The organism is Streptomyces sp. HNM0575, from assembly GCF_012726265.1.
GTDB lineage: Bacteria > Actinomycetota > Actinomycetes > Streptomycetales > Streptomycetaceae > Streptomyces.
The window spans coordinates 71,727-95,401 of sequence record NZ_JAASAG010000006.1 but is presented as its reverse complement, the minus strand read 5'-3'; the positions used below and the strand labels follow the sequence as shown (position 1 = coordinate 95,401).

The window sequence follows — 23,675 nt, the reverse complement described above, 5'->3', positions numbered from 1 at the left end:
CCTCGGGAATCTCAAAGAGATCGCAAGAGTGGACTAGACCTGTTATGGGTTATCGCGGGAGACTTGGCCCGTGACCACGACCTTCCGGAAAGAGCAGTACGTCATCGCCCTCGACGTCGGCGGCACAGGCATCAAGGCCGCACTCGTCGGCGGCGGCGGAGACGGCGAGCTGCTGTACGAGGCGCGCCGCGAGACCCGGCGCGAGCACGGCCCGGAAGCCGTCGTCGACGGGATCCTCGACTTCGCCGCCGAGCTGCACGCGCACGGCTCCGAGCGCTTCGGCGCGGGCCCGTCGGCCGCCGGAGTCGCCGTCCCGGGAGTCCTCGACGAGTCCGCCGGCACCGCCGTCTACTCCGCCAACCTCGGCTGGCGCGACGTACCGCTGCGCGCGCTGCTGGCCGAACGGCTCGGTGTCCCGGTCGCGCTCGGGCACGACGTACGCACCGGCGGCCTCGCGGAGGGGCGGATCGGCGCGGGCGAAGGCGTCGACAGGTTCTTCTTCATTGCGCTGGGCACGGGCATCGCGGGAGCCGCCGGCACGGACGGCCGGGTCGACCCGGGTGCGCACGGCGGCGCGGGCGAGATCGGCCACATCGTGGTGCGGCCCGACGGGCCCCGTTGCGGGTGCGGGCAGCACGGCTGCCTGGAGGCACTCGCGTCGGCGGCCGCGGTCGGCCGGGCGTGGGCCGCGGCGAGCGGCGACGCCTCGGCCACGGCCGCCGATGCCGCGCGGGCGGTCGAGGCCGGCGACGAGCGGGCGATCACCATCTGGCGCGACTCCGTGGACGCGCTGGCGGCCGGGCTGGTCACGGCCGTCACGCTCCTCGACCCGCGCACGGTGATCATCGGCGGCGGGCTGGCGGAGGCCGGCGACATCCTCTTCGTACCGCTGCGGGAGGCAGTGCGCGCACGCGTCACCTTCCAGCAGCTCCCCACGATCGTCCCGGCGGCGCTGGGGGACGCCGCGGGCTGCCTGGGCGCGGGACTTCTCGCCCGGGACCTACTCTCCGCGGAGGTTGCGAGCCGATGAGCCCGACGAGCCCGACTGCCCCGACCGGTACGGCCGGACCGACGCGCGGGCGCACCGTGCTGACCGGCGCGCGTGTGGTGCTGCCGGACGGCGTGGCGGACGCCGCGCTGAGGGTCGAGGGAGAGCTGATCACCGGCGTCATCGCGGGCGCCGGGCGCTCCGGGGAGTCAGGGGACGCCGGGCCCACCGGGCACGGACGGGAGGAAGCCCGCGAGCACGAACGCGGCGCGCAGATCGTCGACTTGAGCGGCCACTGGATCGTGCCGGGCTTCGTGGACATGCACGTGCACGGCGGCGGCGGCGCCTCGTTCTCCGCGGGCACGGCTGAGGAGGCGCTGCGGGTCGTCGCCACGCACAGACGGCACGGCACGACCACCATGGTCGCCTCGACCGTCACGGGCGAACTCGGCGACCTGGCCCAACAGGCGGGCGCGCTCAGTGAGTTGGCCGAGCAGGGCGATCTGGCCGGCGTCCACTTCGAGGGCCCGTTCATCTCGCCCGGACGCTGCGGGGCACACGACCCGGCGCTGCTGCGCCACCCCGACCCGACCGAGGTACGCAAGCTCGTCGACGCCGCGCGCGGCACGGCGAGGATGATGACCCTCGCACCCGAACTCCCGGGCGGGCTCGACTCGGTGCGGCTGCTCGCGGACAGCGGCGTCATCGCCGCCGTCGGCCACACCGACTCCACGTACGAGGCGACGGCGGAAGCCGTCGACGCCGGCGCGACGGTCGCCACCCACCTCTTCAACGCCATGCCCGCCCTCGGCCACCGCGCCCCCGGGCCCGTGGCCGCGCTGCTGGAGGACGAGCGGATCACCGTCGAGCTGATCAACGACGGAGTCCATCTGCACCCGGCTGTACTGGAGTTGGCCTTCCACCGGGCGGGCGCCGCCCGTGTCGCCCTGATCACCGACGCGATGGGCGCCGCGGGCATGGGCGACGGGCGCTACCCGCTGGGGCCGCTCGAAGTGGAGGTACGGGACGGCGTCGCACGGCTGACCGAGGGCGGCTCGATCGCCGGCTCAACGCTCACCCTGGACGTGGCGTTCCGCCGGGCGGTGACGCTCGACGGCATCCCGGTGGAGGACGCCGTGCGCGCGCTCTCCGCCAACCCGGCGCGGCTGCTGGGCGTGTACGACCGCACGGGCTCGGTGGAGGCCGGCAAGCACGCCGACCTGGTGGTACTGGACGCCGCCTTCGAGGTGGCGGGCGTGATGCGCCGCGGCGCGTGGACGGTACGCCCTGACGTGGGGTGACCCGGGGTACGTACGATGGCCCGTCACCGGGGCGCCGACCGGCCGGTAGGGGTCGCGACCCCGTAGATCAAATGGCATGATCCCTCGGGCGGTTGTCCCCCCACGCGTCTACGCGCGTCCCGCCCCGTCCCCCTGGAGTGGTCCCCCGTGATCCTGACGGTCACGCTCAACACCGCCCTCGACCTGACCTACCGCGTGCCCCGTCTCGACGTGCACGGCTCGCACCAGGTGCGCGAGGTGGTGCAGCGGCCGGGCGGCAAGGGACTCAACGTGGCGCGGGTGCTCGCGGCCCTCGGCCACGACACGGTCGTCACGGGCTTCGCCGGCGGCCTGACGGGCAGGGAGCTGCGCGAACTGCTCGCGGACGAGGGCGACATCACCGACGAGCTCGTACCGACGCGGGGCAGCACGCGACGCACGGTCGGCGTCGTCGACGAGGCGGGCGGCGCGTCCACGCAGTTCAACGAGCCGGGCCCGCACATCTCTCCGGAGGAGTGGTCCGCGTTCCGGGACGCCTACGCACGGCTGCTGCGCGAGCGCGGCGCGCAGGCGGTGGCGCTGTGCGGGAGCCTGCCGCCGGGCGTGCCCGTCGGGGCGTACGCACAGCTGACGCGGGAGGCGCACGCGGCGGGCGTGCCCGTCGTGCTCGACACCAGCGGCGAACCGCTGCGCCGCGGCCTCGCCGCGCGCCCCGACCTCGTCAAGCCCAACGCCGGTGAGCTCGCCGGGATCACCGGCACCACCGAGCCGCTGCGTGCGGCGCGCGCGGCACAGCGCCGCGGGGCGCACTCCGTCGCGGCGTCGCTCGGGCCCGAGGGCATGCTGCTGGTGACCCCGGATGGCACGTGGCAGGCGGGCCCACCGCGCTCCCTCACGGGCAACCCCACCGGAGCGGGCGATTCCGCGGTGGCGGGGCTGCTGTCCGGGCTGGTCGAGGGGCTGCCGTGGCCGGACAGGCTCGCGCGGGCGGTGGCGCTGTCGGCCGCGACCGTACGGGCGCCCACGGCAGGGGAGTTCGACGAGGAGGTCCATGCGGACCTGCTGTCGCGGGTGACGGTCGAGAAGAGCGGCGAACCGCTGCCCGAGTAGGGAAGCCCCCGCACCCGGAGGGCGCCGCTCGTCGCCGGGCCCCGGCCGGGCCGCCAGGTCGACCGCTCCGGTCCGCCGGGCCGATCCGGCCCGCGGGTCAGCGGATCTTGCCCGCCTTCAGCCAGACCTGGTCGAGGTTGAAGTCGCAGTTGTTGCCGTCCTCGCAGGAGATCTTGAAGGTGTTGGTCCCCTTCTTCAGATCGACGTAGGCGTACGTACGGGTCCAGCCCTTCTCCCAGTCGCCCTCCTCGGCCTGGGCGAAGTTGGACATGTTGAGCGGCTGCGACCGTGCCCGCCCGTTGACCGTGAGAGTCCCGTTCGCGTCCTTGCCGGGCACGCCGTAGCGCACATACAGGGTGTAGACGCCCGGCTTCGGCACGTTGTCCGCGGTCCATGTCGCGGAGGCGCCCGTCGCGTTCATGGAGCCGACGTACGAGCCGTCGCGGCCCACCGCCCCCGGTACGTCACTGGCCGCTGCCGCGCCGCCCGCGAGCTGGAAGGAGGCGGCGTCCTGCTTCTTGCCGATCTGCTTGCCCTTGCGCACCTGGCCGTCGGGCTGCTGCTGGTCCTTGCCGCCGTCGTCGGCGCCGGCGGAGGCGGCACCTGCGTTCTGGGCCTCGTCCTTGCCGCCGGAGTTGAAGTAGATCGCCGCGCCTATGCCCACGACGACGGCCGCGACGACCGCCAGCGCACCTATGAGCAGGCCGTTGCGGCTGCGCCCGGCGCCGTATCCGCCGTGCCCCCCGCCGCCGTTCACGGCGGCGTGCTGCTGGGTGGCCGCGCGCCCGCCGGGCATCGTCTCCGGTGCCGCGTAGTGCGCGTTGGGCTGCTGCTGGCCGTAGGGCGCGGTCTGCTGGGTGCCGGGACCGCCGCCGTACTGACCGCCGTACTGACCGCCGTAGCCGCCGTACTGGCGCTCACCGACGGCGCGGACCTGGTTGAACGAGCGCCTGGGGGCGCCGCCTTGGGGTGCGGGAGCGCCGTCGCCGCCCTCCTGGCGGTAGAGGTAGCCGAACGGGTCGTCGCCTTCCGGCGTCGTACCGGTGCCGTCGTTCTCGGCGGTCATCCCCTGTCACTCCCAACTGCGTCACGTATCCGGCCGAGCCTACCTCCCAAGGGTGAGGGCTACGCCAACGCTGAATGATCGCGCAATGACCGTCAGGGGTGGCGAAGCGCACTTCACGGCCACGATTCGCGGTCGTCCGCGCGAGCCCCGAGCTAGCCGGCCCTCCGCTGGCTCTTCGAACGGGAGCGCTTCTCCACGTACATCCGCTGGTCGGCCGACTGAAGGACCTCCTCGGCAGTCATGCCGCAGCCCGCCCAGCCGATGCCGAAGCTGGCGCCGACCCGCACCGCACGGCCGTCGACACGGATCGGCGGGATGATCGCGTTGCGCAGCCGGACCGCCAGGTCCTGTGCCTCCGCCGGACCCACCCCGTCGGTTAGCACCACGAATTCGTCGCCGCCCATGCGGGCCACGGTGTCGTGGTCGCGGACGCCGGCCGAGAGGCGGCGGGCGACCTCGACGAGCACGGCGTCGCCGCAGTTGTGCCCGAAGCGGTCGTTGATCGACTTGAAGCCGTCGAGGTCGCAGAAGAGTACGGCGAGACCTTTCTCACCCTGGACGGTGCCGGTCGGCGGCACCGCGTGCGTGTGATGCGGGTCATACATGCCCGTGGAGGCGAGGACTCCCGAGCCGGCGTCCTCGAACTGGAGGCCGGGGCCGAATCCCGCGCCGTCCGGGTCCCGGTCGGCGCCGCCCTCGCCGTTGAGGTCGGTGTGCATGACGCCTGAGATCACGGGTGTGGGGCGGGCGCAGAGCCTGCTGTTGAGACGGGCGCGCAGCTCGGCGCTGTTGGGCAGGCCGGTGAGGGAGTCGTGGCTCGCGCGGTGGGCCAGTTGCAGCTCGTGCCGCTTGCGGTCCTCGATGTCCTCGACGTGGGTCAGCAGGAAGCGCGGCCCGTCGGCGGTGTCGGCCACCACGGAGTTGCGCAGCGACACCCATACATAGGAGCCGTCGCGCCGGGCCAGGCGAAGCTCGGCACGGCCGCCCTCGGCGGACGTACGCAGCAGGGTCCCGATGTCCTCGGGATGGACGATGTCGGAGAAGGAGTACCGGCGCATCGCGGAGGCGGGCCTGCCGAGCAGCCGGCACAGGGCGTCGTTGATGCGTATCAGCCGGCCGTGCTGGTCGCCGCCCATCTCCGCGACGGCCATACCGCTCGGCGCGTACTCGAACGCCTGCCGGAAGCTCTCCTCGCTCGCGCGCAGCGCCGACTGCTCCCGCTCCAGCCGTACGAGCGCGCGCTGCATGTTGGAACGCAGCCGAGCGTTGCTCAGGGCGATGGCGGCCTGCGAGGAGTAGAGCTGGAGCGCCTCGCGGCCCCAGGCGCCGGGGCGCCGGCCGTTGCGCGGCTTGTCCACGGACAGGACGCCGAGCAGCTCGTTGTCCGACGCGTACAGCGGCGCGAAGAGGCGGTCCATCGGGTGCCAGTCGTCGCTGGTCTGCGGGGCGGGGCCGGCGGAGTGCCACTGCGGTACGTCGTCGTCGTCGAGGACCCAGCCCTCCGTGTAGGGGATGAAGCGCAGGTTCCCCCACGCCTCGCCCATCGACAGACGGCGCTCCCAGGAAGGGCGCGAGCCGACGCGGCCCGCCATCATCGCCTCGGCGCCCTGGCTGCCGGCGACGGCGGCGACGACGAGGTCGCCCTCGGGACGTACGAGATTGACGGCGGCGATCTCGAAGCCGAGCCCGTCGACCACGCCGTCGGCGACGGTCTGAAGGGTGTCGGCGAGGCTGCGGGCAGTGCTCAACTGGGCCACTACGAGGTGCAGTCGACGCAGGCTGGCAAGGCGGACGTAGGGCTCCGACTCGGTTTCCATCGCCCTCCCCCTGAGCCTCGTTCGTCAACTCCAGGTGTTCGCGGGACGTCGTTGTCCGACTGCCACGGCCACTGAATCACAGCGAGCTGTGCTCCAGGTACACAGGGTCAACAATTATTGCCCGCTGTGACTCAAGTCACAACTGTGTGCAGCCCGTTGACTCCTCTCCGTACAGCCTGGCACACCCTCCGGACCTCGGCCGACGCTCTCGACCGAATGACCGGTCATGAGACAGTACGGCCTTACCGGAGCGTAGAACGTCGAATGCGCCCCTTTTCGCGCCCCTCGTCTGCCGCCGGCGTGCGCCCCAAGTCCCCTACCCAGGACGGAACTTGACCACCAGCCGGTTTCCGCCCCGGCCATCGGCCGGTCACCGCTCACCCTTCATTCGTGCACACAAAAAGCACGATCCGGTCACAAATCCGCGCGGGCGGCCTCGCGCGGCATGTGGGCCGGAGGTCCTGGTCCCGGGGGCCGATGCGGGGGGCGCACGCCAGCGGTTAGCGTTTTTGACGTGTCACACGCAGTGCAGCAGCAGACGAGCCCGGCGCCGGATGTCCCGATGGCCCATGCTGATGGGGTGAGCGAGGACGAGTTCCGGGCCGCCATGGCGAGACTGGCGGCCGGCGTGGTGCTGGTGACGGCATACGACCCCGACGACGGCCCGGAGGGCGCGGACGTCGGCATGACCGCCACCGCCTTCATGTCCGTCTCACTGGAACCCCCGCTGGCCATGGTCAGCGTCCGCGACGGCTCCCGCATGGACGAACTGCTGGAGCGCCGCCCGCTGTGGGCCGCCTCCCTGCTCACCGAGGGCCAGCGCCAGACCGCGGGCCGCTTCGCGATGAAGGGCAGGCTGAGCGACAGGCTCCTCTTCCGCGAGCTGCCCCACACGCGGGGCGAGGCCTCCGAGGCACCGCTGGTCGACGGGGCGCTGGCCACGGTCGAGTGCCGCACCGAGCAGCGGGTGCGGGCGGGCGACCACACGCTCGTCATCGGGCGGGTGCTGGCCGTGGGGCTGCCGCATGCCGCGGACAGCGGGCCGCTCACGTACTTCCGGGGGCGCTACCACTCGCTGTCGAAGGGCGGTTCCTGACGGGCCCGCGGCGGCCCGGCGGATTCACGGGGCCCTGAGCCCCCGGGAGAGCCCGGGCCGGGTCATGTCCAATCGCGGCCCGAGCGGCCCCGCTTGAGGTCGCCGCGCTGCTTCTTCTGGCGCAGCCGCCGCTCGACGGCTCCCCTGGGCACCTTCTTCTTACGGCGCCTGGGCGGCGGCGGTGCCGTGGCCTCCGCGAGGAGCGCGGCCATGCGCGTGGCCGCCGCCTCCCGGTTGCGCCACTGGGAGCGGTGCTCGCCCGCCCGTACGACGACCACGCCGTCGACGAGCCTGCCCGTGCCCGCCAGCCGCTCCAGTGCGCGCTGCTTCCACACCTCCGGCAGCGCGTCGGTCGCGGCCAGGTCGAAGCGCAGCTCCGCACGGCTGTCGGCGGTGTTGACGTGCTGTCCGCCCGGCCCCGAGGAGCGCGTGAAACGCCAGACCAGCTCGGACTCCGGCAAGGAGACCGAACCGCGGATGACATAAGGGGACGGGGACATGTCCTCCATGGTCGCTCCACGGGCGCATCCGGTCATCGCCTTTTTCCGCGGGCGACCTGGAACCCGCCCATGGACGGCCTGCGTTGTGCAGAGGTAGGAACGACCTCCCACAGAGCGACTTCCGACTCTCCAATCGACCGATTCAGCCGATCACGCATCGGACTTCACCAACGGAAGGGCATCCCCATGGCTGTAAGCCTGTCCAAAGGCGGCAACGTCTCCCTCACCAAGGAGGCACCGGGCCTGACCGCCGTCACGGTCGGCCTCGGCTGGGACGTCCGCACCACCACCGGCTCCGACTTCGACCTCGACGCGAGCGCCATCGCGGTGAACCCGACGGGCAAGGTCTACTCCGACCAGCACTTCGTCTTCTTCAACAACAAGGCGACTCCTGACCAGAGCATCCTGCACACCGGAGACAACGTCACGGGTGAGGGCGAGGGCGACGACGAGCAGATCAAGGTCAACCTCGCCGGACTGCCGGGCGACGTCGACAAGATCGTCTTCCCCGTCTCGATCTACGACGCCGAGAGCCGCAGCCAGAACTTCGGCCAGGTGCGGAATGCCTTCATCCGCATCGTCAACCAGGCCGACCAGTCCGAGATCGCCCGCTACGACCTGAGCGAGGACGCCGCCACCGAGACCGCCATGGTCTTCGGCGAGCTGTACCGCAACGGCGCCGAGTGGAAGTTCCGCGCCGTCGGCCAGGGGTACGCCTCCGGACTGGTGGGCATCGCCCAGGACTTCGGGGTCAACGTCTGACGAGGCACGTCCGTGCGCCGGTACGTCTTCGAGGGCGGTGCTCGCCTCCGCGGGAGCACCGCCCTCGGCGTACGCGTACTCGGGTCCGCATTCACGGATACAGGGCCCTCTGTCCTCCGCCTCCCGGCCGGGGCGCCGGCGCCCCGTGACACCATCGGCCCGTGCTCGACATCGGCTATTCGCTCTCGCGGCGCTTCCCCGACCCTCCGCAGACCGACTACCGCACCGCGGACGTGCGGGCCTTGCGCCACGACCTGTTCAGCGGGGACGTGTATCTGGCCGACACGGAGACGGACCGCGAACTGTCCACATCCTGGGGATGGTTGCCCGTCCTCGACTTCGCCTGGGCGCTGTGCGACACCGCCGAACTGCTCGACGCCGATTCGCGCGGCAGCCGCGCACCGGGGCCGCAGCACGCGGAGGTGGACTTCACCGAGAGCGCCGAACGGATGCGCTTCGAGCGGCGGTTCGGCTGGGTGGACATCACGGCCGACTGGAGCGCGCGGGGCGAACCGCCCCTCACCTTCGGGCACGCCGAGCTGCGCCGCGAAGCCCGCGACTTCCTCCACGACCTCCTCGCGGACCTGACCGACATGCACGAGGGGCTCGCGGACAACCCGGCCGTGTGGACGCTGCGGGCCCGCTTCCCGCGCGTGTGATCGTCCCGCCCGGCACCACGGGTTACGCACCACCGGTTACGCACCACCGGTTACGGGCCGGGCGCGGGCGACACGTGATGCCCGGCAGTGCCGGGGTCCGGGCTCCCGGGATCCCCGGCCGCCGGACGCCCGGGCTCCCGAGCGCTCAGCCTCCGACCCGTACGTTCAGCTCGGCGGCGAACGCCGGTGCCAGATCCAGCAGTTGGGCCGAGCTGATCACCGAGCCGCCCAACTGCCCGACGCCCGCCGCGATTCCGAGCTCCGCCGCGTCCCGCAGATCCACATCCATGAGCGACGCACCGGAGAAGTCGACCCCGCGCAGCACGCAGCCGGGGAACGCGACCCGTTCGAGGGCGGCCCCGCCGAAGTCCGGCTCCACCAGTACGCAGTTCTCGAAGGTGACGTCCAGCAGCCGGCTCTGGCGGAGATTGAGGAAGTCGATCTTCCCGCCCCGCACCAGCACCCGGGACAGCCGCGCACCGTGCACCTGCACACCGCCCAACCGGGCGTCCAGCAGCTCGACGTCGCGCAGCTCCGCTCCGGCCAGATCCGTACCGGCTCCCGTCACGCCCTCCAGGACGCTGTCGAGCAGGCGCGCGCGCTCCCATCTCGCGCCGTCCAGCGAGCAGTTGCGCACGGCGCACTCCAGGAAGCGCGCTCCCGAGCCGTCGGTGCCGCCCAGATCCACGCCCTCGAAGCCCACCCCGTCGTAGTCCCCGTCGGGTGACAGGGCGGGCTGCGTCCCGTACGGACTCAGCTCGGGAAGGTCAACCTCCGGACGGCGCGGGGTGCGGACCGCGGTCCTGCCCGTACCGCCCGCCCTGTGCGCCGTCGCGCCCGCACCGCCCGTCGTACCGCTCGCTCTCGTGCTCGCCATCCGCACATCGTGCACCCGGCCACTGACAACGGAACGGAAACCGGGCTACGGGCGGGGAGCGGAAGCCGTGCCGTCCATACCCGCCGGAATCGCCGGCCTCCCCTTCTCCCCGCACATGGCGGCCGCGGGCGACGCCGATGTCCCGGCCTCCGCGTCGCCCGCGGTCACGTCCTCTCCCCGGCGGCGATTCCCGCCGGGATCAACTGCTCCCCACTCCCGGTGGTCCTGAAGTCCTGAGTGCCCGGGGACCCGGCGTCTCCGGCGTCTCCGCAGTCCCGCTCCGGGCTAGCCCTTCGCGTACTCCGCCGCCATCTGGCCTGCGAAGTCGTACAGGATGACGGGCTCGTCGCCGACGACCCAGGCGTCATGGCCGGGTGGGCAGACGAACACGTCGCCGGGCCCGACCTCCGTCTCCGTGCCGTCGTTCATCTTGACGCGCATTCGTCCCTGGACCATGAATCCGTTGTGGTGGATCTGGCAGGTCTCGGTCCCGACGATGCCGGGCATCGACTCCGTCCAGCGCCAGCCGGGTTCGAATGTGGCCACGGCGAAGTCCAGTCCGGAGAGGTGGAGGGCTTCGATGTGCCCGCGTGGGAAGTCGCGCCGTTCGTCCGCCTTGTCGATCGTCTTGACTTCGATCATGAGGTTTCCCTCCAATCACCCACTGCCCTTCCATGGTGCGACTGCGACGGCGCGAGCGGCGAACATCGGGGGCGGCGAATTCCGGATCCCGCAAACCGGAAGCCGGACGCCCGGGGCTTCGTTCCCGTCTCGCCTCCCCGGCCGCGCCCCGGAACGTGAGGGGCGGCCCCCCGGTCCGTTTCCCGGGAGGCCGCCGCCTGGTCGAGGGTGCGGGCGCTCAGCCGTTGGCGAGTGCCTGCAACCGCGCGTAAGAGCCGTTGAACCGGTCGTGGTCGCCGACCGTCTTCCCCGTCGACGTGTACTGCCAGAAGGTCTGGAACGGCCAGCCGCCCGGCAGCGTCCCCACCGAGGCGCCCCAGTTCGGCACCCACAGCGGGTTGGTCCCGCTGAACTTCGTGGAGTTCCCCGTGCAGGTCTTCCACCAGGTCGTGGAGGTGTAGATAACGGCGTCACGGCCGGTCCGCTGCTTGTACTTCCGCACGAAGTCGCCGATCCAGTCGACCATGGCCGACTGCGACTTCCCGTAACAGGCCGGGCCGTAGGGGTTGTACTCGATGTCGAGTGCGCCCGGCAGCGTCTTACCGTCCTTCGACCAGCCGCCGCCGTGCGAGGCGAAGTAGTCGGCCTGCGAGCTGCCGCTCGAATTCGAGGGCAGAGCGAAGTGGTAGGCGCCCCGGATCATTCCGCTCTGGTACGAGCCGTTGTACTGCTGGGTGAAGTAGGGGTTGTGGTAGCTCGTGCCTTCCGTCGCCTTGACGTACGCGAACCGCGTGCCGTTCGTCTTCAGCGTCGACCACGCCACGTTGCCGTTGTGGCTGGAGACGTCGACGCCTTCGACGGACGCGGTGAGGGTCCGTGACGACGCCGGCTCGGCGGACGCACGTCCTTCGTGGGCCCTGATCGTGGAGCCCATCCAGTCCTTGTCCGGGTGGGTGGGCCGTTCGTCGGCGCCTTCCGCCTGTGCGATTCCGGGCAGTACGAGGAGCAGGGTCAGGGCGGCGAGGAGAACGGCGGGCGTCCTCACCGTGCCGGGGACGGCACGGCGCGACGGGCCGGACCTGGTCAGGGGCATGCGTGCCTCCGTATGTGTCGATGAGTCGCGCAGCAGCAGGCCCGAATCTATCGGTATAAAAACGTACTAATTGGTTGCCTCGCCGAAGGAGCCTCGGGGCGCGACGGGGCCCGCCCCGGAATTCCGCTGCGGGACGACGTCGGCGGCATGGGCTCGGCGAGGGCTCGGCAGAGAGCTCGGCGAGGACTCGGCGAGGCTTCAGGGAAGGGTCGCTGACAGCTCGCTCAGCGCCTGGGCAGCCCGGCGGTCGCGGCCGCGCGGCGCAGCACGTCGCGGAGCATGTCCGGGGTGAGGGTGCGCGTGAACATGTTGCGCTGGCTCGGGTGGTAGCCGCCGACCAGCCGCAGCTCCCGCCGCCCGCTGCCGCGTCCCCCCGCGGCGTCTTCCGCCGACCGCCGCCGGCGGCCCGCGTCCGTGAGGCGCGTGTCCGTGAGGCGAACCTCCGTGCCGTGCCCGAACGCCGGGCGCGGCCGCGGCAGTCGCCACCCCGCCTCGGCGAGCACCGGCAGCAGCGCCTGCCAGGCGAAGCCGCCGAGCACGAGAACCGTTCGCAACGTGGGCCGGAGCAGCTCCAGCTCGCGGGCGAGCCAGGGGCGGCAGGTGTCGCGCTCGGCGGTGGTGGGCCGGTTGGCAGGCGGTGCGCAGTGCACGGGCATGGTGATCCGTACGCCGTACAGCTCCATGCCGTCGCCGCTGTGCGTGGCCGTGGGCTGCGAGGCGAGGCCGGTGTCGTACAGCGCGGCGAAGAGCGCGTCACCGGAGGGGTCGCCGGTGAAGACGCGGCCGGTGCGGTTGCCGCCGTGGGCGGCGGGCGCGAGTCCGACGACGGCGAGCGCGGCGTCCGGAGGGCCGAATCCGGGGACGGGGCGCGCCCAGTAATCCCAGTCGAGGTACGCCTTCCGCTTCGTACGGGCCGCTTCCTCGCGCCAGGCGACCAGCCTCGGGCACGCACGGCACGTGGACACGGCGGCGTCCAGCCCGTCCAGTCCGGCGGCGGTGGCAACGCGGGGAGCGGTCGCCGCGGGGAAGCCGGGAGCCGCGGGGTCGCCACCGGGCGGTGTGGACGCTGACACCTGATGTCCTCTCTGGAGTCGGGTCTCTTGACCGCCGGATCCAGGGGTCAAGCGGTCCGGCGGTCAGGGCGGGGCGGAGGGGCGCTCGGGACCGCCCGTGCCAGGGGCTCCGTAGGGCGGCCTTCGTCTGCGCTTCGCCTCCCCTTCGGGCGGGGGTACGGGAGCCGCTGGCAGACTCGGTCCCATGCGAATGCTCTCGTCCGGCGCTCGGGTACGGGAACACCTCCGAAGTGCTCGTGCCGCCGCCCTGCCGCCGTCCGCCGCCGGTGGCCGATGAGCACGGCCGCCCCGCTGGTGACCTTCGGCCACGGCGTCGCGAACCGCGATCAGCTCACCGACATCCTCCACGGCGCGGACGTCGCCGCCGTCGTGGACGTACGCTCGGCACCCGGCAGCCGCCGCAACCCCGACGCCCGCCGCGAAGAGCTGGCGTCCTGGATGCCGGAGGCGGGTCTGGAGTACCGGTGGGAGAAGCGGCTCGGCGGCTTCCGCAAGGCGGCGGCCGACTCGCCCGACGTCTTCTGGGAGCACGCCCAGTTCCGCGGTTACGCCGGCTACACCCGGGACCCCCGATTCCTGTCCGCCATGGACGAGTTGCTGCGGCAGAGCGCCGGGACGCGACAACGTACGGCGGTGATGTGCGCCGAGTCCCTGTGGTGGCGCTGCCACCGGCGGCTCATCGCGGACTTCGCGGTCCTGGCGCGGGACACTCCCGTACTGCACCTCGCACACGACGGACGGCTGACGGAGCATCCGGTCGCACCGGGGGCACGACTGGGGGACGACGGCCTGCTCGTCTACGACCGGTTGTGACGGTGCAGGTACGTGACGGGATCCGGCGCTGCGCGGCATCCATCGCTGTGCGGCATCCGTCGCTGTGCGACACCGAAGCCCTCGCCGCGCTGACCTCCGCGCCCGCCGGCGCTCTGTGGAAGCTGACCGAGCCGGGACGCCAACTCGACGCCGACGTCGTCCACTTGGAGCCGGGCCGCAGCGTCGCCACCCATGCCGAGCCCGAGCTCGACGTCATGCTCCTCGTCATCGCCGGACGGCACCCTCGGCACCGAGCAGGGCCCGCACGACCTGGCCCCCGGGAAGCTGTACTGGCTGCCGCACGGCTCGTCCAGCAGCCTCACCGCGGACGGCGAAGGCCTCCGCTACCTCACCGTTCACCGCCGCCGCCCGGGTCTGCGAATCCGAGGACGCGACGGAGGACCCGAATCCGCGGGCGCGTAGAACGGCTCACGGCAATCACGCCGACATAGCGACAAACGCATTCCCCAAGGGGTCATCACACACAGGCCCGTTCTTGTACCGCATCCCGGCCGCCGGCGCCACTCGGCAGAGATTTATGAATTCGTAAGGGAATTCGCATGTGAGTCGGCCGCGCCGACTTTCTTGATCTCAACCGGCCCGTGGCGACGGGGATTTGACCGATGTCGTCCGGCTACGGGCGGCCGGGCCCCGCGGCCGGCGCGGCCCGGAACCGCGCGGCAACGCCTCTGCGAATGTCCTGTGTTTTGTCTGTGCAGAAGGCCGTTTCGAAATTGCTCTCGGTCCTTCACTAAATACGGTTACTGGGAGTTGCACTGCCGTCGCCCGGGGGGCATAGTTCCCCGGACCAAAGCCCCGACTGCCCCTGCTGTCCCCGTTGTTCAGCTGCGTCGGCGGCTCCATGTCCCCTGGAAGGTTCCGGCTACTTGATCATGCATGTCTTGGGCTCGCGGGCCCGTCGGTCCGCGCTTTTGGGCGCCGCCACCGTGATGGTCGGCGGCGCGATGGTCACCGTGCCCGCCCACGCCGCTCCCGTGGACGGTCACTCCCAGTCGAACGGCAAGGCCACCGCGACCGCGGCCCGCGCCGACCTCGACGTATCCGTGGCGAACGCCGCCAAGGTCCCGGTCAGGGCGTCCCTCAACGACGTACAGGCACCTCAGAACGCTGAGAAGAAGCTGCTGACCGCCGAAGTGAACGGCGCCAACAAGGGCCAGCCCATCAGGCTGGTCCAGGCAGACATCGCCCGCTCCCGCGCCAAGGCCGGCGCGGACCGGTCCTCCGGCCACGTGAAGCTCGTCGGGCTGAAGGCCTTCGCGCCCGGTCTGCCCGGCACGCCGCTGGTGAGCGCCGACCTGCTGACCGCCACCGCGGCGTGCGCGGCGGGCGAGAAGCCCGTCGCCAAGGCGGACTTGGAGAACGTCACGGTCCTCGGCAAGCCGGTCAAGGTCGACGGAGTCGGCAGCCAGCAGATCAAGCTGCCGGGCCTGGGCGACGTCAACGTGTCGGTCGAGCAGGAGACCACGAAGACGGCCTCCGGCGCCGCCACGGCGCTGAAGCTGTCGTACGAGCTGAACCCGGGCAAGCTGAACGTCGTGAAGGCCTCCGGTGACGTCGTGCTCTCCGAGGCCACCTGCGAGACGCCGAAGGGCGACGGCGGCGGTACCGGCGGGGGCGGCAACGAACCCGGCCCGCAGACCGGCGGCGGCGACGGCGGCAGCGACGACGGCCTCGCGGAGACCGGTGGCAACTCCGCCACGCCGATCATCGCCGGCGTGGGCGCGCTGCTCGTCGCCGGTGGCGGCGCGATGTACCTGGTGCGCCGCCGGAGCGCCCGCAGCAACAGCTGAGGACCATCCGGAACCGGGGCACGGCCCTGACGGAACGAGGAAGCCCACCGCACTTCCACGACGGAGGTGCGGTGGGCTTCGCCGTGTCCGCGCCCGCGTCCCCGCGCCCGCGTCCCCGCTCCCGTGCCGCGGCGGAACGGCCCTCGCGCAGGGGAACAGCGCTCGGCAGGGCGAACGGCGAGAGCACCCGTGGCGGCGAGAGCGCACGTGGCAGGGTGTACGCATGTGCGGCAGATACGCATCGACTCGCAGCCCGGAGGACCTGGCCGGTCTCTTCGACGTGGACCGCTGGGAGCAGCAGCAGGCTCCGGCACCGACGCCGAACTACAACGTCGCCCCGACCGACGACGTATGGGCGGTGCTGGAAGCGGTCGACCGGGAGACGGGCGTGGTGGAGCGTCAACTGCGGCCGCTGCGCTGGGGGTTGGTGCCGTTCTGGGCGAAGAGCCCGGACACCGGCGCGAAGATGATCAACGCCAGGATGGAGACCGCCCACGAAAAGCCGGCGTTCCGCCGTGCGTTCGTCAAGCGCCGCTGCCTGCTGCCGGCCGACGGCTTCTACGAGTGGCGTTCCGTACCGGCGTCGGGGAGCCGGAAGGCGTACAAGCAGCCGTACTTCATCACTCCCGAGGACGGCGCGGTCATGGCGCTGGCGGGCCTCTACGAGATCTGGCGGGACCCGGAACGCGACAAGGACGATCCGGAAGCGTGGTGGCGGACCTGCACGATCCTCACCACCGAGGCCACCGATGCCGCCGGCCGGATCCACCCCCGCATGCCCCTGGCCATCGCACCCGCGGACCAGGCGTCCTGGCTGGATCCCGCCCACGAGGATCCGGACGAGGTGCGCGAGCTCCTGACCTCTCCGGCGGGCGGACATCTCGACGCGCGTCCGGTGTCCACCGCGGTCAACAACGTACGGAACAACGGCCCGCAGCTGCTGGAACCGGCGGAGGCGCCGCCCGAATGACCTGCCCCGACCGACCGGACTTTCCACGGCTGTCGTGTCCCGGCTGATGTGTGTTCCGGCTGACGTGTGGTGTCCCGACTGGCCCGCGTGTGGCGGCACTTGAGCGCATCCGGGATTGAACGCGTCGGGGCTTGAGCGCGTGCTCCCTGCCGTGGTGGCGGCCCCCGCCTGCGCGTCAGTCCCCGTCGCCGTCCCGGACCGTGCCGGTGCGCGTCGCCGCGACCGCCACGGTCGTGTAGCGCATCGTGAAGCTGCCGCCCATCGCGTCGACGGCGGCACCGGCGGCCTCCAGGATCTCCCCCATCCGTTCCTGCGGCAGCCTGGTGAAGAGCCCGAAGGTGGGCATCTGGTCGAGCCAGGCGTCACATGTGTACGACCACTCCCACTCGAACCGCCACTGCTCGGGCTCGCCGAACCCGCCCGTCTCTCCGAGCCCGTCGGCGACCTTGGCGAGCATCGGCGCGTACACCTCCACGCCCTGGTTCGTCATGGCACGGGGGTCGACCGGCGAGTCCGGCATGACGCGACGGCAGGCCTCCACGATGGGCTCGGCGATGCCGGACGGGAACTGGAACACGTTCCAGAACGCCGCCAGCAGGCCGCCCGGCCGCAGCACCTCCCTCGCCTTGTGCGCACCGGCCACCGGGTCGATCCAGTGCCAGGCCTGCCCGGCGACGACCGCGTCGAACTGCCGTCCTTCCGGATCCCACTCCTCGAACTTCGCGACGTCCGTCTCGATCCCGAACTGCCGTGCCACGGCGGCCATTCGGGCGTCCGGCTCGACGCCGAGCACACGGCACCCGGCCGCCTGGAACTGCCGGGCGGCGATTCCCGTACCGCATCCGGCGTCGAGGAGGTCCGGGCCGGGAGCGGCGGCGGCGATGCGCTCCACCAGGGCTTCCGGATAGCGCGGCCGTGCGCGGTCGTAGCGTTCGGCGTCGGTGCCGAACGACTCGGCCATCCGCCGGTGCCGGTGGGGTTCGTCGCGGGACGACGGTTCGGTGGGCATGCGCCCACTATGGACGGCCGCACACGCAGGCGTCACCATCGCCCGCACCCGTACCGGCACCCGTACCCGCAGCGACACCGGCACCCGTCCCGGGGACACCACGGGCCCGGCACACCCGCGGCAGCCGCCGGGGCTGAAGTCCCCTGCCGGCGGCTGCCGTTGAGCACGGCTCCGGTGCGAGCCGGGTGTGCGTCAGCCGGGCAGGCCGGGGAAGGCCGGCTGGCCCGGGACGTAGTCGAAGTGCGGCGTCAGCGTGCCGAACGGCGTGCCCGCGTCGGGGGCGTCGAGATCGCTGTACGTCTCGATCAGGTCCTCGGCCTCCTGCGTGAAGTAGAAGGGGATCCGCTCCAGGCGGAAGCCGGTCGGGCTGGGCCTGGCCCCCTCCATCGCCTCCACGTAGTCCGTGTCGGCGATCTGCGTCTCCTCGGAGATCGTCCGGCCGTTCAGCTCCACGCCCGCCGCGTAGCCCGGCCGCGGCATGACGCGGATCCAGGTCGGCTTCAGGGTGACCGTCTGGCCGGTGGCGGCGAGGTGGAGCCGCAGGCCGCCCGGATAGTAGATGCGGCCCTTGGAGTCGAGGCCGTCGCCCGCCGTCGATCCGATGGGCATGCTGAAGCCGTTGCCGTCGGGGTGCATCTTGAACGGGCTGATGGCCTCCACGGTGATGCCCTCCCGCTCCGTCCACTGCTTGAACTGCGGGGACATCGCGACGTCCGCGCTGCCCCACGGCGAGATGTAGGCGCCGGGGATCGGTCCCGCGGCGGAGGCGGTGTGTGCCGTGGCGGGCGCGGCGCCCGCCTGGGCGATCCCGAGCGGCAGGAGCAGCGCCGTCGCGGAGGCGAGCAGGGCAAGGCGGCGACGGAGTCCGTGCTTGAGCATGAAGTGAACCTTTCGGAGAACCGGGACACATGAAGCCAGCGCCGGCCGGCTCAGGACACGGAGCGCGGCACGGCATGCCGGAACCGGGAAGCCCTGAAGCGGCCTGAACAGGCCCTGGCCGGACGGGAGTCGGTGGACCCCGCGTCGCAGCGGCCCGGCTGCGCAGCGGCCCGGCCCACTCGTCCGTCCGTGATCCCATGAATAAGTCCTGGCGTTTCCGCATAGCCAGACAAAGCGGTGAAACCAGCTATTTCGTGTGTCGTTCGCCGCCCACGCTCCCTCGGCGTACGGCCGCCGATCACGGCGAAGCCGCTGCGTACCGGCGCTTCACCGAGACCCGGCCCCAAGTCCCCGTACTCCAAAGCGACTTGACGGTCCGTCAATTGATCACATGCGGAGGTACGTCCTCGCGGTGCACTGTTTCCCTCACGCGAGTGGCGCCGGCGGCGAACCCACCGGCAGGGCACGGCCTCACGACACGCTGTGGCTCCCGGACGCCTTTCCCGAGCTCACGGCAGGAGCACTCATGCGCTGGTTCCGCAGGCCCTGGTCCACCCGCCCCCACCGCCGCCGGATCGCCGTCGTCGCAGGTGCGACCGTCGTGGCGGGAGCGGCACTGTCGGGTCCTCTGATGTCCAGCAGCCAGGCCGGCGGCCACGTCGACGCCCCCTCGTCCCTGGCCGACCCGGCCGCCGACATCACCGACGTCTACGCCTTCACCAGCCCCGACGACCACGACATGGTCACCCTGATCGCCAACGTACGGCCGTTCCAGCTGCCGGGGAACGCGACCGGCTCCGTCGCCGACTATCCGTTCGCCACCGGTGCCCGGTACGAGATCAACACGGACGCCGACGGCGACGGGACGCCCGACACGACCTACCGCTGGACCTTCGCGAACGACGACCGCAGACCGTTCAAGGCGGGCCCCAAGGTCGGTCCCGGACAGGTGACTTCGCTCGACGACCCCTCGCTGCGGGTGCGGCAGACGTACAAGCTGGAACGCGTCCGGAAGGGAGCCGCGCCCGAGACCCTCGTCGGGGACGGCGTCGCCACCCCCACCCACGCGGGCCGCGCCCTCATGCCCGACTACGGCGGGCTGCGCCGGGAGGCCGTACGCCGGCTGCCGGGCGGGGGACGGGCCCTGGCGGGACAGTCGGCGGAGGCCTTCAAAGCCGACACGGAAGTGTTCGGGCTCTACACCGTGGGCACGGCGGGACCGGTACGCGGCTGGCTGCCCGATGCGCAGCCCCTGTCGGCGCTGAACGTCAACAGCCTGATCCTCCAGGTGCCCAAGAAGTCGGTGGCGCTGCGCAACGACCCGCGGCGCAATCCCGTCGTGGGCGTCTGGGCGTCGGTTTCGCGCCCCGGCGCCGATCTGAGCAGGAGCCTGTCCGGAGAGAACGAGGAGTTCCGCCAGGTGTCGCGGCACGGCAACCCGCACCTGGCCTTCGGCGTCTTCGGGTCGACCGTCGGACTGGCACGCCCCGGCGGCCCCGAGGACCGCTTCCAGCAGCGCGGTCCCCAGGACGACCATCTGGAGCGGGACTTCCTCGCGGCCGTGAACGATCCCGTACCGCCGCACCGCATCGAACGGGCCCACGGCGTCAAGGCCCCCGCCACGCCGCGCAAGGACATCGAGGCGCTGTTCTTGCGCGGCATCGGGAAGGACAACGGGGCCGAGTTCGGATACGACCTGAACACGCCCGCCATGAACGCCGACGCCGACCGGGCGAGGATCGTCCCCGCCGAGGAGATGCGGCTGAACCTCACCACTCCCGTGGCGAAGGAGCCGAAGCCCGGCGGCGTACTCGACGGCGACCGGCAGGGCTTCCCCAACGGGCGCCGCCCCAACGACACCATCGACGGGCCGCTGATCCGGATGCTGATGGGCGAGCCCGCGGGACCGTCGGCCCAACACCTGCTGCCGACACCGGACTTCAAGCTCCAGCCGGCCGACGCCCGGGACACCTTCCCCTACCTCAATCCGCCGCACGCCGCGCTGTGAGGTTCGTGAAGGGACCCGTGAAGCGGGTGAAGCGGCCCGTGAAGCGCAGGTACGCGGCGCTCGCCGGGGCCGTCGCCGTCGGAGCCTGCGCCGCGGGGCTCCTCACCATCGGGCCTTACGGTCCCGGCGGCGACGCCTCGCGGCCGGGACCTGGATCCCTCACCGCGCAGTCCCGGGACCGTACGGGCACGGGTGCGGGCTCGGGCACGGACGAGGTCGCGGGCGGCACGGGCGCCGATCCGCTCCGGGCCGCGCGCCGGGCCGTGGACAAGGCGCCTCAAGACCCGGTCGTCTGGTCGGAGTTGGGCCAGGCACTGATCGAGAGGGCCCGTACCACCCTCGACTCCGGCCGCCTCGACGCGGCCGGCAAGGCGCTGCGCCGCTCGCTCGACCTGAAACGCACCGGGAACTACGCCGCCACGACCGGCATGGGCCAACTCGCCGACGCCCGGCACGAGTTCGGCACCGGACGCAAGTGGGGTCTGCGCAGCACCCGGATGGCGCCCGACCGCGCGGCGGGCTACGGGGTGCTCGCGGACGCCGAGATCCAGCTCGGCCACTATCGCGCCGCCCGGACGGCCGTGCAGCGCATGCTCGACCTGAAGCCGACGGCCGCCGCGTACAGCCGCGCCGCCTACGACCTGGAGACCCACGGCCGTAACCGGGACGCCGCGGTCGCCCTGAGGCGGGCCGTCGAGGCCGCCCAGACCCCCGACGAGACGGCCTTCGCCGAGTCCCGCATGGGCGAACTAGCCTGGTCCCGAGGCGAGTTGAAGAGCGCCGGGCGGCACTTCGAGCGAGCCCTCGACGCCGTGCACGGACACCCCTACTCGCTCGCAGGGCGCGCCCGGCTCCAGGCCGCGCGCGGACACCGGGCGCAGGCGCTCAGGACGTACGGCCGGCTCGTCGAACGCACGCCGCTGCCGCAGTTCCTGCTGGAGGCGGCGGAACTTCGCGGGTCACGGCCGGGCGGCCGGGACCGTAAGGCACTCGCCGCCCTGAAGGCGCAGGCACGGATGCTGCGCGCCGACGGCGGCCCGGTCGACCCGCACCTCGCGCTGTACGAGGCCGACCACGGAAGGCCCGCCACAGCGGTCGCCATGATGAGACGCGAGTGGAAGCGTTCGCACGGCGTCATCGTCGCCGACGCTCTGGGCTGGGCCCTGCACCGCGCGGGGCGCGACGCCGAGGCGCTGCGGTACGCCGAGGCCGCCGCCCGCACCGGATGGAAGAACGCGCTCTTCCACTACCACCGGGGCGTCATCGAACACCGGCTGGGACGGCACGCCGCGGGCGACCGCCACCTGCGGCGGGCCTTGCGGCTCAACCCGCACTTCTCCCCCCTGCACGCGCCCCGCGCCGTCCGGCTGCTCCACCGGTCCGGCGGCCCGGCCACCGGGGACGGTGACCGCCGGTGACCCAGCGCCCCCGTACCACGCTCCCCACCGTCGTGCGGACGGCCTTCGCCGTCCTCGTGCTGACGGTCGTCGCGCTGCTGACCGGCATCGCGGCGGCGCCCGCCGCCCACGCACACCCGCTGGGCAACTTCAGCCTCAACCAGCACCACGGGCTACGGCTTTCGGCGGCGCACGTCGACGACACCGCCGTCGTCGACAGCGCGGAGATCCCCACCGCCCAGTACCGCGAGAAGGCCGACACGGACGACGACGGCCACGTCTCCCGCGCCGAGGCCGCCGCCGACGCCCGGCAGCGCTGCGCCCGGCTCGCCGGGACTTCGGAGGTGGCGGTCGACGGCCGTCGCAGCGAATGGCGCGTGCGCTCCAGCCGCCTCGAATACGGCAAGGGCGCGGCCGGTCTGCCCATCGCCCGGCTCACCTGCCGCCTCCGCGCCGGGGCCGACCTCTCCCACCCGGCGGCCGTCACCTTCGACTCGGGTGCGGACCGCGGCCGTACGGGCTGGAAGGAGATCACCGCGACGGCAGGGAACGGCGTGCGGCTGACCGCGTCGACCGCCCCCAAGCGGAGCAGGAGCGCGGGCCTGCGCCGCTATCCCTCCGGCGCCGCCGACGAGCCGCTGAACCAGACCACGGCGAGACTGCGCGCACGGCCCGGGGGCAACGGCCGGGGCCAGGGGGAGAGCGGCGGCGCGGGGGCGGAGAGCGGCGGCGCGGGGGTGGCGGGCGCCGGTCCCGGCGCGGCGCCTTCCGTCGCGGCCGGAGCCGCCGTGTTCCCTTCCCTGGAGCGGCAGTTGACGGCGCTCACCACCGACCGCGACCTCACGCTTCCCGTGGGACTTCTCGGCGTACTGCTCACCGTCGTGCTCGGCGCCGGTCACGCCGCCCTCCCCGGTCACGCGAAGCTCGCCGTCGCGGCATGCCTGGCCCGCCGCACGGGCGGTGTACGGGCCGCGCTGACCGTCGGTGCGACCGTGACCGCCACACACACCACGGGCGTGCTGATCGCCGGACTCGTACTCACCCTCTCCGGGGGGCTGCTGGGGGATCGGCTGATGGGCTGGCTGGGCACGGTCAGCGGACTGCTCGTCGCGGCCATCGGCACATGGCTCGTCGTCACGGCCGTACGCTCCCTCAAGACCGGCACACCGCCGGCGACGGGTCACCATCACGGTCACAAGCATGGGCACAGCCATGGCCACGACCACGAAGACGACCACGACCACGACCACGGGCCCCAACTTCCGTACCGCAAGGGCGGTTTCCCCGGCCATGGTCACGGGCGCAGTCACGGCACCAATCACAGCCACAGTCACAGTCACGGCCGTCCTTTCCCCCGCAAGGGCGGGCACCGGGACCGCTCCGCCCTCCGCCTTCCCTCGCTCGTCGGCGTCGGACTCGCCGGCGGACTAGTACCGAGCCCGTCGGCCCTGGTCGTACTGCTCGGCGCGGTCTCCCTGAGCCACACCTTCTTCGGCGTACTACTCGTACTCGGCTACGGACTCGGCATGGCGGCCACCCTCACCGCCGCGGGCCTGCTGCTCGCCACCGGCGGCGACCGCCTGACCGCCCTCACCGAGCGACGTCTTCCGGCGTGGTCCCGCTACACGCGCTACGGCACACTGCTCACGGCGCTGGCCGTTCTCACCGTCGGCCTGGGCCTCGCCCTCCGCAGCCTGCCGCCGCTGTGACCCGGCGCCCGCACACGGACGGGGACGGGGACGGGCGTACGGCCCCGGGAGAGAGACGATCATCACCGTCTTCCGGAGCGGTCGGAACTCACAGAGAATGGCACCGGCGCGAAGGGCGCGGCAGGGCGCGACGGGGA

General features: G+C 72.4%; 22 protein-coding genes and 1 pseudogene. 14 read left to right on the top strand and 9 right to left on the bottom strand.

Features of this window, described 5'->3' with window-relative positions; all coding sequences use genetic code 11:
• Positions 1–70 precede the first annotated feature (70 nt).
• The 3 genes from HCC61_RS16010 to HCC61_RS16000 all read left to right on the top strand — a co-directional run bounded on the left by HCC61_RS16010 (position 71) and on the right by HCC61_RS16000 (position 3,378).
• Positions 71–1,030, top strand: a complete 960-nt coding sequence (locus HCC61_RS16010) for an ROK family protein (protein ID WP_169136147.1) — start codon at positions 71–73, stop codon at positions 1,028–1,030.
• Positions 1,027–2,289, top strand: a complete 1,263-nt coding sequence (gene nagA / locus HCC61_RS16005) for an N-acetylglucosamine-6-phosphate deacetylase (RefSeq protein ID WP_169136146.1) — start codon at positions 1,027–1,029, stop codon at positions 2,287–2,289. The genes HCC61_RS16010 and nagA overlap by 4 nt, the downstream gene beginning before the upstream one ends.
• Positions 2,290–2,436: 147 nt before the next feature.
• Complete coding sequence (locus HCC61_RS16000) at positions 2,437–3,378, top strand: 1-phosphofructokinase family hexose kinase (RefSeq protein ID WP_169136145.1); 942 nt, start codon at positions 2,437–2,439, stop codon at positions 3,376–3,378.
• A 97-nt stretch (positions 3,379–3,475) separates the two neighbouring features.
• Here HCC61_RS16000 and HCC61_RS15995 read toward each other — a convergent pair whose 3' ends face one another.
• Both HCC61_RS15995 and cdgB read right to left on the bottom strand, forming a co-directional pair.
• Positions 3,476–4,444 carry a hypothetical protein gene (locus HCC61_RS15995; protein WP_169136144.1) on the bottom strand — a complete coding sequence of 323 codons (969 nt, stop codon included), beginning with the start codon at positions 4,442–4,444 and terminating at the stop codon, positions 3,476–3,478.
• 152 nt (positions 4,445–4,596) lie between these two features.
• Positions 4,597–6,261, bottom strand: coding sequence for a diguanylate cyclase CdgB (gene cdgB / locus HCC61_RS15990; protein ID WP_169136143.1), 1,665 nt, complete (start codon positions 6,259–6,261; stop codon positions 4,597–4,599).
• A gap of 562 nt (positions 6,262–6,823) precedes the next feature.
• Here cdgB and HCC61_RS15985 point away from each other — a divergent pair.
• The gene (locus tag HCC61_RS15985) at positions 6,824–7,357 is read left to right on the top strand and encodes a flavin reductase family protein (RefSeq protein WP_169136386.1); all 534 of its coding nucleotides are present in this window, start codon (positions 6,824–6,826) and stop codon (positions 7,355–7,357) included.
• A gap of 62 nt (positions 7,358–7,419) precedes the next feature.
• On the opposite strand, the gene arfB is transcribed toward HCC61_RS15985, so the two are convergent.
• A complete protein-coding gene (gene arfB, locus HCC61_RS15980; protein ID WP_169136142.1) occupies positions 7,420–7,866 on the bottom strand; it encodes an alternative ribosome rescue aminoacyl-tRNA hydrolase ArfB in 447 nt (148 codons plus the stop codon).
• 177 nt (positions 7,867–8,043) lie between these two features.
• On the opposite strand from arfB, the gene HCC61_RS15975 reads away from it, so the two are divergent.
• The gene (locus tag HCC61_RS15975; protein WP_169136141.1) at positions 8,044–8,619 is read left to right on the top strand and encodes a TerD family protein; all 576 of its coding nucleotides are present in this window, start codon (positions 8,044–8,046) and stop codon (positions 8,617–8,619) included.
• 161 nt (positions 8,620–8,780) lie between these two features.
• Positions 8,781–9,278: a hypothetical protein gene (locus HCC61_RS15970; protein ID WP_169136140.1), complete on the top strand. Its 498-nt coding sequence runs from the start codon at positions 8,781–8,783 to the stop codon at positions 9,276–9,278.
• Between the two features lie 145 nt (positions 9,279–9,423).
• On the opposite strand, the gene HCC61_RS15965 is transcribed toward HCC61_RS15970, so the two are convergent.
• The 4 genes from HCC61_RS15965 to HCC61_RS15950 form a co-directional block, all read right to left on the bottom strand.
• Positions 9,424–10,155, bottom strand: a complete 732-nt coding sequence (locus HCC61_RS15965; RefSeq protein ID WP_169136139.1) for a pentapeptide repeat-containing protein — start codon at positions 10,153–10,155, stop codon at positions 9,424–9,426.
• Positions 10,156–10,440: 285 nt separating this feature from the next.
• The gene (locus HCC61_RS15960) at positions 10,441–10,797 is read right to left on the bottom strand and encodes a cupin domain-containing protein (protein WP_169136138.1); all 357 of its coding nucleotides are present in this window, start codon (positions 10,795–10,797) and stop codon (positions 10,441–10,443) included.
• 217 nt (positions 10,798–11,014) lie between these two features.
• Entirely contained in the window at positions 11,015–11,869 is an 855-nt protein-coding gene (locus tag HCC61_RS15955; RefSeq protein WP_169136137.1) for a lysozyme, read from the bottom strand.
• A 224-nt stretch (positions 11,870–12,093) separates the two neighbouring features.
• On the bottom strand, positions 12,094–12,942 hold the full coding sequence (locus tag HCC61_RS15950; RefSeq protein ID WP_169136136.1) for a uracil-DNA glycosylase: 849 nt from the start codon (positions 12,940–12,942) through the stop codon (positions 12,094–12,096).
• Positions 12,943–13,215: 273 nt separating this feature from the next.
• On the opposite strand from HCC61_RS15950, the gene HCC61_RS15945 reads away from it, so the two are divergent.
• The 4 genes and pseudogenes from HCC61_RS15945 (at position 13,216) to HCC61_RS15930 (ending at position 16,536) form a co-directional block, all read left to right on the top strand.
• Entirely contained in the window at positions 13,216–13,755 is a 540-nt protein-coding gene (locus tag HCC61_RS15945) for a DUF488 domain-containing protein (protein ID WP_169136135.1), read from the top strand.
• 41 nt (positions 13,756–13,796) lie between these two features.
• Positions 13,797–14,178, top strand: a pseudogene (locus HCC61_RS15940) (hypothetical protein).
• Positions 14,179–14,687: 509 nt separating this feature from the next.
• Entirely contained in the window at positions 14,688–15,566 is an 879-nt protein-coding gene (locus HCC61_RS15935) for an SCO1860 family LAETG-anchored protein (protein ID WP_169136134.1), read from the top strand.
• A gap of 223 nt (positions 15,567–15,789) precedes the next feature.
• The gene (locus tag HCC61_RS15930; protein WP_169136133.1) at positions 15,790–16,536 is read left to right on the top strand and encodes an SOS response-associated peptidase; all 747 of its coding nucleotides are present in this window, start codon (positions 15,790–15,792) and stop codon (positions 16,534–16,536) included.
• A 175-nt stretch (positions 16,537–16,711) separates the two neighbouring features.
• Here the strand turns inward: HCC61_RS15930 and HCC61_RS15925 are convergent, their stop codons facing one another.
• Positions 16,712–17,545 (bottom strand): class I SAM-dependent methyltransferase, encoded by an 834-nt coding sequence (locus HCC61_RS15925; protein WP_240969036.1) that lies wholly within the window; start codon positions 17,543–17,545, stop codon positions 16,712–16,714.
• Here HCC61_RS15925 and HCC61_RS15920 point away from each other — a divergent pair.
• Positions 17,544–17,708 carry a hypothetical protein gene (locus HCC61_RS15920; protein WP_169136132.1) on the top strand — a complete coding sequence of 55 codons (165 nt, stop codon included), beginning with the start codon at positions 17,544–17,546 and terminating at the stop codon, positions 17,706–17,708. The two genes, HCC61_RS15925 and HCC61_RS15920, sit on opposite strands and share 2 nt — an antisense overlap.
• Before the next feature lie 29 nt (positions 17,709–17,737).
• Here the strand turns inward: HCC61_RS15920 and HCC61_RS15915 are convergent, their stop codons facing one another.
• On the bottom strand, positions 17,738–18,424 hold the full coding sequence (locus HCC61_RS15915; protein ID WP_169136131.1) for a hypothetical protein: 687 nt from the start codon (positions 18,422–18,424) through the stop codon (positions 17,738–17,740).
• 526 nt (positions 18,425–18,950) lie between these two features.
• On the opposite strand from HCC61_RS15915, the gene HCC61_RS15910 reads away from it, so the two are divergent.
• Genes HCC61_RS15910 through HCC61_RS31220 form a run of 3 tightly spaced genes read left to right on the top strand, consistent with a single transcriptional unit; the run spans position 18,951 to position 23,538 of the window.
• Positions 18,951–20,432: a DUF4331 domain-containing protein gene (locus tag HCC61_RS15910; RefSeq protein ID WP_169136130.1), complete on the top strand. Its 1,482-nt coding sequence runs from the start codon at positions 18,951–18,953 to the stop codon at positions 20,430–20,432.
• Between the two features lie 38 nt (positions 20,433–20,470).
• The gene (locus HCC61_RS15905) at positions 20,471–21,850 is read left to right on the top strand and encodes a tetratricopeptide repeat protein (protein WP_169136129.1); all 1,380 of its coding nucleotides are present in this window, start codon (positions 20,471–20,473) and stop codon (positions 21,848–21,850) included.
• Entirely contained in the window at positions 21,847–23,538 is a 1,692-nt protein-coding gene (locus tag HCC61_RS31220) for a nickel transporter (RefSeq protein WP_206322575.1), read from the top strand. Before HCC61_RS15905 ends, HCC61_RS31220 begins: the two co-directional genes overlap by 4 nt.
• Positions 23,539–23,675 lie beyond the last annotated feature (137 nt).

What these genes read in the sequence shown, in the direction of transcription:
- HCC61_RS15995 (WP_169136144.1), bottom strand. Translation starts at nt 4,444, where the DNA reads ATGACCGCCGAGAACGACGGCACCGGTACGACGCCGGAAGGCGACGAC.
- cdgB (WP_169136143.1), bottom strand. Translation starts at nt 6,261, where the DNA reads ATGGAAACCGAGTCGGAGCCCTACGTCCGCCTTGCCAGCCTGCGTCGA.
- HCC61_RS15910 (WP_169136130.1), top strand. Translation starts at nt 18,951, where the DNA reads ATGCGCTGGTTCCGCAGGCCCTGGTCCACCCGCCCCCACCGCCGCCGG.
- HCC61_RS15925 (WP_240969036.1), bottom strand. Translation starts at nt 17,545, where the DNA reads ATGCCCACCGAACCGTCGTCCCGCGACGAACCCCACCGGCACCGGCGG.
- HCC61_RS15955 (WP_169136137.1), bottom strand. Translation starts at nt 11,869, where the DNA reads ATGCCCCTGACCAGGTCCGGCCCGTCGCGCCGTGCCGTCCCCGGCACG.
- nagA (WP_169136146.1), top strand. Translation starts at nt 1,027, where the DNA reads ATGAGCCCGACGAGCCCGACTGCCCCGACCGGTACGGCCGGACCGACG.
- HCC61_RS15920 (WP_169136132.1), top strand. Translation starts at nt 17,544, where the DNA reads ATGCGCCCACTATGGACGGCCGCACACGCAGGCGTCACCATCGCCCGC.
- HCC61_RS15965 (WP_169136139.1), bottom strand. Translation starts at nt 10,155, where the DNA reads ATGGCGAGCACGAGAGCGAGCGGTACGACGGGCGGTGCGGGCGCGACG.
- HCC61_RS15985 (WP_169136386.1), top strand. Translation starts at nt 6,824, where the DNA reads ATGGCCCATGCTGATGGGGTGAGCGAGGACGAGTTCCGGGCCGCCATG.
- HCC61_RS15975 (WP_169136141.1), top strand. Translation starts at nt 8,044, where the DNA reads ATGGCTGTAAGCCTGTCCAAAGGCGGCAACGTCTCCCTCACCAAGGAG.
- HCC61_RS15945 (WP_169136135.1), top strand. Translation starts at nt 13,216, where the DNA reads ATGAGCACGGCCGCCCCGCTGGTGACCTTCGGCCACGGCGTCGCGAAC.
- HCC61_RS15915 (WP_169136131.1), bottom strand. Translation starts at nt 18,424, where the DNA reads ATGCTCAAGCACGGACTCCGTCGCCGCCTTGCCCTGCTCGCCTCCGCG.
- arfB (WP_169136142.1), bottom strand. Translation starts at nt 7,866, where the DNA reads ATGGAGGACATGTCCCCGTCCCCTTATGTCATCCGCGGTTCGGTCTCC.
- HCC61_RS15930 (WP_169136133.1), top strand. Translation starts at nt 15,790, where the DNA reads ATGTGCGGCAGATACGCATCGACTCGCAGCCCGGAGGACCTGGCCGGT.
- HCC61_RS15960 (WP_169136138.1), bottom strand. Translation starts at nt 10,797, where the DNA reads ATGATCGAAGTCAAGACGATCGACAAGGCGGACGAACGGCGCGACTTC.